The 6,743-nt window shown below is 68.6% G+C and carries 7 protein-coding genes and 1 tRNA gene; 3 read left to right on the top strand and 5 right to left on the bottom strand.

What is annotated here, in order from left to right; translation table 11 throughout:
* Positions 1 to 3: 3 nt before the first annotated feature.
* The 3 genes from R1L06_RS12435 to R1L06_RS12445 are packed head-to-tail and all read right to left on the bottom strand — an operon-like array spanning position 4 to position 4,487.
* Entirely contained in the window at positions 4 to 2,403 is a 2,400-nt protein-coding gene (locus R1L06_RS12435) for a DNA internalization-related competence protein ComEC/Rec2 (protein WP_317217845.1), read from the bottom strand.
* Positions 2,404 to 2,461: 58 nt separating this feature from the next.
* Complete coding sequence (locus R1L06_RS12440) at positions 2,462 to 3,814, bottom strand: sensor histidine kinase (protein ID WP_049462677.1); 1,353 nt, start codon at positions 3,812 to 3,814, stop codon at positions 2,462 to 2,464.
* Position 3,815: 1 nt separating this feature from the next.
* A complete protein-coding gene (locus R1L06_RS12445) occupies positions 3,816 to 4,487 on the bottom strand; it encodes a response regulator transcription factor (protein WP_032128900.1) in 672 nt (223 codons plus the stop codon).
* 145 nt (positions 4,488 to 4,632) lie between these two features.
* On the opposite strand from R1L06_RS12445, the gene R1L06_RS12450 reads away from it, so the two are divergent.
* Positions 4,633 to 5,400, top strand: coding sequence for a MipA/OmpV family protein (locus R1L06_RS12450; protein ID WP_049412592.1), 768 nt, complete (start codon positions 4,633 to 4,635; stop codon positions 5,398 to 5,400).
* A 31-nt stretch (positions 5,401 to 5,431) separates the two neighbouring features.
* Positions 5,432 to 5,716 (top strand): hypothetical protein, encoded by a 285-nt coding sequence (locus R1L06_RS12455; protein WP_032128898.1) that lies wholly within the window; start codon positions 5,432 to 5,434, stop codon positions 5,714 to 5,716.
* A gap of 45 nt (positions 5,717 to 5,761) precedes the next feature.
* On the opposite strand, the gene R1L06_RS12460 is transcribed toward R1L06_RS12455, so the two are convergent.
* Positions 5,762 to 5,902, bottom strand: a complete 141-nt coding sequence (locus R1L06_RS12460) for a hypothetical protein (RefSeq protein ID WP_165929929.1) — start codon at positions 5,900 to 5,902, stop codon at positions 5,762 to 5,764.
* Positions 5,903 to 6,084: 182 nt separating this feature from the next.
* Here R1L06_RS12460 and R1L06_RS12465 point away from each other — a divergent pair, with 182 nt between their 5' ends.
* On the top strand, positions 6,085 to 6,417 hold the full coding sequence (locus R1L06_RS12465) for a hypothetical protein (protein WP_317217846.1): 333 nt from the start codon (positions 6,085 to 6,087) through the stop codon (positions 6,415 to 6,417).
* 98 nt (positions 6,418 to 6,515) lie between these two features.
* Here the strand turns inward: R1L06_RS12465 and R1L06_RS12470 are convergent.
* Positions 6,516 to 6,590: transfer RNA gene (locus tag R1L06_RS12470), tRNA-Val, on the bottom strand.
* Positions 6,591 to 6,743: the final 153 nt, after the last annotated feature.

The following is a 6,743-nucleotide window of genomic DNA, read 5'->3' on the forward strand; positions in this document are numbered from 1 at the left end:
GTTTCAACCCTCCGGCCCAACGGCCGCTTGTTCGATCGGCGATAGGATAGCAGCCGACCGCGCCCGCCCAGCGGCATCCCACCACCGGGATGCGTGGATGCGCTGTTCACGCAGCTGCAGCCCTTGTGCGCCAAGCCATATGCGGATCGCCCCGGAATCGGCCGTGGCCAGCACCTCGGCCCCTTGCGCCTGCCAGCGCTGGACCACGTCCTGGCGGGGGTGCCCGAAGCGGTTGCGGTGCCCGGCCGAGACCACCGCCAGCCGTGGCGCCACGGCCTCGACCCACGGCGCGCTGGAACTGCCGCCGCTGCCATGGTGCGGCACCAGCACCACATCCGCCTTCAGCGCTGCCGGAGACGCCTGCAGCAACACCTGCTCGGCCGGGCGGCCGATATCGCCAGGCAGCAGGACCACGCCGTGACGGCTGGCGACGCGCAGCACGCAGCTGTCCTCGTTCTCGGCCTGGCGGCTGCCCGGTGCCGGGTGCAGGACCTGGAATTCAACGCCGTCCCACTGCCACTGCATCCCTTGCTGGCAAGGCGCAGCGCCGGCGATGGTGCTGCCCGGTGGCGCCAGCAGCTGCAGCCCGGGCAGCTGACTTCTCAGGCTCGGCAGGCTGCCCGTGTGGTCCAGGTGGTCATGGCTGAGCATCGCCTGCTGGGGCGGCCCCTGCCCAAGCGCGCGCAGGGCCGGGACCAGGATCCGCTCATTGCCATCCCCACCGGCCGGCGGCCCGACGTCGTACCAGAGTGCATGCCGCGCCGTGCGCAACAACACCGCGGTGCCCTGGCCGACATCGTGCACCAGCAGCTCCAGCTCTCCTGCGGCGGGCTCATGCCGGGCCGGCCACAGCAGCGGCAGGCACAGCAGCAGTCCGGCCAGGCCACCGCCGGCGCCACGCGGCAGCAGCCACCAGAACACCCCCAGCAACGCTGCCGGCACTGCCCAGCGCGGTGCCTCGGCCAGCCACCACATCGCCTGCGGGTGCAGCGCCAACGGCTGCAGGGCCTGCCAGCTGAGCTCGAACAGCCAGGCGGCGACGCGCCATGCCCAGCGCCCGGCGCCATCATGCAGCGCGTGCAGGCCGGTACCCAGCAGCGACAACGGCACCACCAGCAGGGTCCACCACGGAATGATCGGCAGATTGACCAGCGGCCCCAAGCGCGCGGTGCCGCCGAACAGGGCCACGCACAGCGGCAACAGGCCGAGGCTGGCCACGCCCTGGGCGGCCAGAAAGCCGCGCAGGCCCCCACCGACGCCGTCCGGCCCGGTTCGTGGAAGGCACCACAGCAGCCACAGCACGCCCCCAAAGCTGAGCCAGAAGCCGGCCGACAGCACCGACAGCGGCGCCGGCAGCAGCATCACCATCGCGGCCAGGGCCATCCCCTGCCCCGCACCCACCGGACGACGTCCGGCACGGGCCAGTGCCACCAACCCGATCATCAGCGCCGCACGCACCGTTGGCAGCGCGCCGCCGGCGGCCACGGCATAGGCAGCTGCGGCCAGCGCCGCGCCCCATGCCGCTGCCTGCGGCCGTGGCCAGTACCGTCCCAGCACTGGGCACAGCCACCACGACACGCGGCACAGCAGCACGCCGAAACCCGCCACCACGCCCACGTGAAACCCGGAAATGGCGACCAGATGGGTCAGGCCCAGCGCGCGCAGGTGTTCCCAGTCGGTATCGGACAAGCCGCGGTTATCGCCCAGTGCCAGCGCCTGTACGAAGCGAGCGGCAGGATGGGCCACCTGCGTGGCGATGGCATCACTGCTGCGCTCGCGCCAGGCCGGCAGGCCCTGCGCAGGCGCGCGCTCACGCGCAGCGCCGGGGTCGCGCACCGTGCCATTGCCGGAAATACCGCGCAGCAATGCATGGCGTTCGCCGTCGAAGCCGCCAGGATTGATCCGCGAACGCGGTGCCCGCACCCGCAGCGACAGCTCCCAGTACGCGCCAGCTTGAACCGCATGGCGCCCACCATCGGTGCCGCTCGCAGGCGGTCCACGCCATGGATCGTTCCAGGTGATCTGCAGGCGCTTGCCACGCAACGAGGGCAGCGCATCGGCCTCGTCGACCTTCAACACGAAACGGGTATAGCCGGGGCCACTGTGTGGAAGATCAACCACTCGGCCAAGGACCTGCACGTCCTGCGCGGGCCCTCCGGGTGGAAGCTGGCCCTGCAGGACCCAGTGTCCGTGCAATGCCGCCCACGACAGGCCGAACAGCGCAGCCGTCCAGGCGCGGCCGCGCCAAGGCACGATCCAGCCTGTGGCGCTGGCAATGGCCAACGGCATGCACAGCCACAGCGGCGGCAGCACCGGCAGCTGCACGCAGGCCAGCGCACCCAGCACCAGACCGGCGGCACAACCACTGCCAAACAGCGGTGGAGCGGATCGTTCGGCGACCATCACCCCAGCCTGCCGCCGGGGCAGCAGCGTGCCTATCGGGCTTTAGCCCGTATTGGCGTCAGCGGCGGACGCTACCGCGATGGAAGTTGACCCGGAAGCTGGCACCACCGCCAGCCGCCTCACCGACACTGACCGAACCGCCGTGATGCTGCACGATTTCCTTCACCAGATGCAGGCCCAGGCCACTACCGCTACCCGCTGCGCGCAGACGATGGAACGGCTCGAAGATCGCTTCACGGTCGCCCACCGGAATACCGGCGCCCTGGTCGCTGACCTCCAGCAGGCCACGTGCATCCAGGCGCACGCAGATGGTGCCGCGTCCGCCGCCGTGGACGATGGCGTTGTGCACCAGATTGGCGATCACCCGCCCCAGCGCCAGGCTGTCGCCATGGATCCACACTGGCATCTCGGGTGCATCCACTTCGAAGCCGTAACCGGCCCCCACCACCAGCGGCGCCAGATCGGCGGCCGCTTCGCGCACCAGCAACGCCAGATCCAGCCGCTGCAGTGCGCCGACATTACGATCAAGCCGCTGCAGGTCAAGCAGGTGCTCGGCAACGTTACCGAGCCGCGCCACATCGGTCAGCAGCTGCGACTTCAGCTCGCCCTGCGGCAACTGCGACAGGCGCGCCTGCACCACTGCAATCGGCACCCGCAGTTCGTGCGCGGCATCGGCGAGGAACTTGTCACGCGCGGCATACCCCTGCTGCACCTTGTCGATCGCGTCGTTGAAGGCTTCCACCAGCGGTGCGACCTCGGTCGACACCAGCTGCGCATCCAGACGCGCCCCCGGCTGGCCGATATCCAGCTCCTTGGCCTGTTGTGCGGAGCGGCGCACGCCACGCATCGCGCGGTGGATCACGGTCGGCATGACCAGCAGCGTGATCACGATCAGCGGCAGGAAAAACCACAGCCCGATCAGGCGCAGCACCATCAGCGCACCGTCCAGCAACCCGCCCTTCGGCGCCCCACCCACCATCACCGTGATGCGCCGCCCGTCCTCCTTGCGGATCATCACCCGCGCCACGTCCAGGTACGGCGGCACCAGCGAGCCGAGTTCGGTGGCACCCAGCGTCGGCAGGCGCGCGAGCAGCGGGGCGTGGATCGCCGGAATCGTGCCGCGTTCCAGCCAGACCCCCTTGTCGTCGACCGCCGCGAACCAGAGGTTGCCCCCGGCCTCGGCGTCGAGCTTGTTCCAGCGCGCCTGGTCCAGCACCAACCGCCCGCCTTCACTGTGCACGGCCTTGGCCACGGCTTCAGCCATGAACATGTCCATGCCCCAGGTGTCCTTGTCGCCCCAGGTCAGGATCAGCGCAACAACTGCGAACAGCACGGTGAAGGCCTGCGCCAGGAACAACCGCCAGGCCAACCCCAGCGTGATGGAACGGATCGGACGTGTCGGACGCGCCATCTCAGGCCTCCGCCAGCAGGTAGCCGACGCCCCGGATCACATGGATTTCAACGCCCGCCCCGGCCTGCTGCAGCGCCTTGCGCAGCTTGGAAATGTGCGCATCGAGCGCATTGGACTGGATCTCATCGTCGAAGCCGTACACCGCGGCCTCCAGTGCCGTGCGGGTGACCGTGCGCCCCTGGCGCATCGCCAGTGCCTGCAGCACCAGCACCTGGCGCCGCGGCAGCGCCAGCGGTTGGCCCTCCACCTGTGCCTGCAGCGATTCGAAGTCGAATTCCAGCCGGCCCAGATGCAGGCTCGGTGTCACCATCGCCGAGGGCCGCCGCGAGACAGCACGGATCCGCGCCATCAGCTCCTCGATCGCCACCGGCTTCACCAGGTAGTCGTCGGCACCGACATCCAGGCCCTCGACCTTGTCCGACAACCTGCCCTTGGCCGTCAGCATGATCACCGCCAGGTTCGGGCGCAGCGCGCGTGCGGTGGCGACGAAAGCCACGCCATCGCCATCGGGCAGCTGACGGTCCAGCAGCATCAGCTGATGCACCGGCTCGCGCAGCGCAACCGCGGCTTCGGCCAGGCTGCCGACCACGTCGGCGACCACGCCCTGCCGCTCCAGGCCCGACTGCAGGGCTCGGGACAGATCGGGATCGTCTTCGACCAGGAGAATGCGCATCAGGGGCTCGGCTACCGGAAACGGTGCCGATCATAGTGCCTGGCGCCAGGTTTGGGCGTCTTCGTGTGCCAGTTGCGAGGGCGCAATGTTCTGACAATGTTGTACCCGCACCATGCACAGCCATCCCCCGCAAAGTGGTTGATCGATGCCGTCGCTGTCCCCGACCCTGCTGCGCCCGTTGCTGTTCTCCGCTGCCATCGGCCTGCCGTTGATCACCCACGCCGCCGACCGGAACCCGGGCGTGCAGGCCGGTATCAGTGCCGGCGCGACCTCGGGGGCGTACGCCCACTACGACGTCAAGCCGCTGGTCGTACCGTCCATTGCCTGGCAGGGCGAGCGCTTCTTCGCCAGCCCGGGCTCGCTGGGCATGTACCTGTACAAGCGCGAGGGCCTGCGCCTGTCGGCGGCAGTCACGCCCTACACGCTGCGCTTCAAGACCGACGACGTGAACGATCCTCAGCTGCGTCGCCTGCACAGCCGGCAGATGTCGGCCATGGCCGGCATCAACGGTGAGTACAGCGCCGACTGGGGCATCGTCGAGGCCAGCGTGATGCGCGAGGTCACCGGGCACGGAGGTGGCATGGAGTCGCGCCTGCACTACAGCTATCCGATCCAGGCCGGTCGCTTCACCTGGGTGCCCAAGGTCGGCGTGGTGCACTCCAGTGCGCGCCTGCTCGACTACTACTACGGCATCACCGACGAAGAAGCGCTGCGCTCGGGACTTGCCGCCTACAACCCGGGCAGCGCGACATCACCGAGCCTGCAGATCGCAGTCAGCACGCCCTTGGGCACGAAGTGGCGCGCGACCGGCGTGGTCGCCAACCAATGGTTCGGTGATGCAGTGAAGGACAGCCCGATGGCGCGACGCGGTACACAGACGTCGGCCTTCGTTTCCCTGATGCGCTCGTTCTGATCGAGCGCCCGCAACGGACAAGGACCCCCCCATGGCCTCCGTCTCCCCTGCTGCTGAAGCGCATGCGATCCTGCGTGCCCCCGACCTGGACAGCGCCGAGCGCGTCTACCTGGGACTTCTGCCCGACCTGGAACACGTGAACGCGCTGACGCGCCGTGCATTGGGCCTTTCGCGTGCTGCCGATGCGGCACGCGGCTACGCGTTGTCGATGACGCTGGTGGGATTGCGCCTGCAGGAACTTGAGATGGGCGAAGCGACCGCAAAGGAACATCGCCAGGCCACGCTGCGCAGCCTGCGCCAGGCCTTCAGCGCCTGAGCGCAGGCCAGCGACGCCGCCGGTGCCGCGGGGCAGCGGGAAGACTCAGCGGAACGTGGTCCACGCCAGCACTGCCGCCAGCAGGGCCACCCAGATCACCGCCTTGAAGGTACCCTCCAGCATGTTGCCGCCGAACAGCAGTTCGATGATGGGATTGGGCCGGGAAACCGGAACGTGATCACTCATGCGGCAGCTCCTTGCAGTGACGGCGCGATTGCGCGGTAGACCGGAGTCTACGCCTGCACGGCCCGGATTCATCGCCCCCCGGCCGTCTTTGGCGGTTCAATTCCGGCCTTCGTCGCAGGCCGGCTGCAGCACCCCACATGTCATGCCAGCCTGCGTGCACTTTCCCGCTGGAGCACCGTGCCATGCCGATGCTTGCCCTGATGCTGCTGCTCTCCAGCCTGTTCGGCGCTGGCAACGGGCCCACTGAAGAGGCCCTTCGCAGCCAGATCCTGCGTGCCGAAACCCAGCAGCCGGACGTCGTACGACAGGATTGCGGTTCGCCCTCCCTGCTGCTTTACCGGCTGCGCCAGGACCGGGTCCTGAGGCTGGCCAACCAGCCCCTGCAACCCGAAACCGGCGTTGCCCAGCCCACGCGTGGTGCAACGGTTCGCGTCGCCCAGCTCTGGGAGCGCGTGGACGGTCACTGGAAGCTGCAGCGGATGATCAGCATCGAAGACCTGGTCGTGCAACGCTGACCATATGGAACCGTGATCGATGCCTGAAACGAGAAAAGCCGGCACAAGGCCGGCTTCCGTCGTGATCCACCGCTACACCGGCAATGCCGGGAGCCAGGTGGTGGGCGGTACAGGGTTCGAACCTGTGACCCCTACCATGTCAAGGTAGTGCTCTACCGCTGAGCTAACCGCCCATCTTGTTCTTGCCGCCCGAAAGCTGGCCTTGCTACGTAAAAACCCGGCGCCAGGGCCGGGCTTTGCAGTTCACGACAGCCCCCCTTCCAGGGACTTCGTGGTGGGCGGTACAGGGTTCGAACCTGTGACCCCTACCATGTCAAGGTAGTGCT

This window comes from Stenotrophomonas mexicanensis, assembly GCF_032911605.1.
GTDB classification, from domain to species: domain Bacteria; phylum Pseudomonadota; class Gammaproteobacteria; order Xanthomonadales; family Xanthomonadaceae; genus Stenotrophomonas; species Stenotrophomonas maltophilia_A.

What these genes read in the sequence shown, in the direction of transcription:
- R1L06_RS12455 (WP_032128898.1), top strand. Translation starts at nt 5,432, where the DNA reads ATGGCCTCCGTCTCCCCTGCTGCTGAAGCGCATGCGATCCTGCGTGCC.
- R1L06_RS12465 (WP_317217846.1), top strand. Translation starts at nt 6,085, where the DNA reads ATGCCGATGCTTGCCCTGATGCTGCTGCTCTCCAGCCTGTTCGGCGCT.
- R1L06_RS12435 (WP_317217845.1), bottom strand. Translation starts at nt 2,403, where the DNA reads ATGGTCGCCGAACGATCCGCTCCACCGCTGTTTGGCAGTGGTTGTGCC.
- R1L06_RS12460 (WP_165929929.1), bottom strand. Translation starts at nt 5,902, where the DNA reads ATGAGTGATCACGTTCCGGTTTCCCGGCCCAATCCCATCATCGAACTG.
- R1L06_RS12450 (WP_049412592.1), top strand. Translation starts at nt 4,633, where the DNA reads ATGCCGTCGCTGTCCCCGACCCTGCTGCGCCCGTTGCTGTTCTCCGCT.
- R1L06_RS12445 (WP_032128900.1), bottom strand. Translation starts at nt 4,487, where the DNA reads ATGCGCATTCTCCTGGTCGAAGACGATCCCGATCTGTCCCGAGCCCTG.
- R1L06_RS12440 (WP_049462677.1), bottom strand. Translation starts at nt 3,814, where the DNA reads ATGGCGCGTCCGACACGTCCGATCCGTTCCATCACGCTGGGGTTGGCC.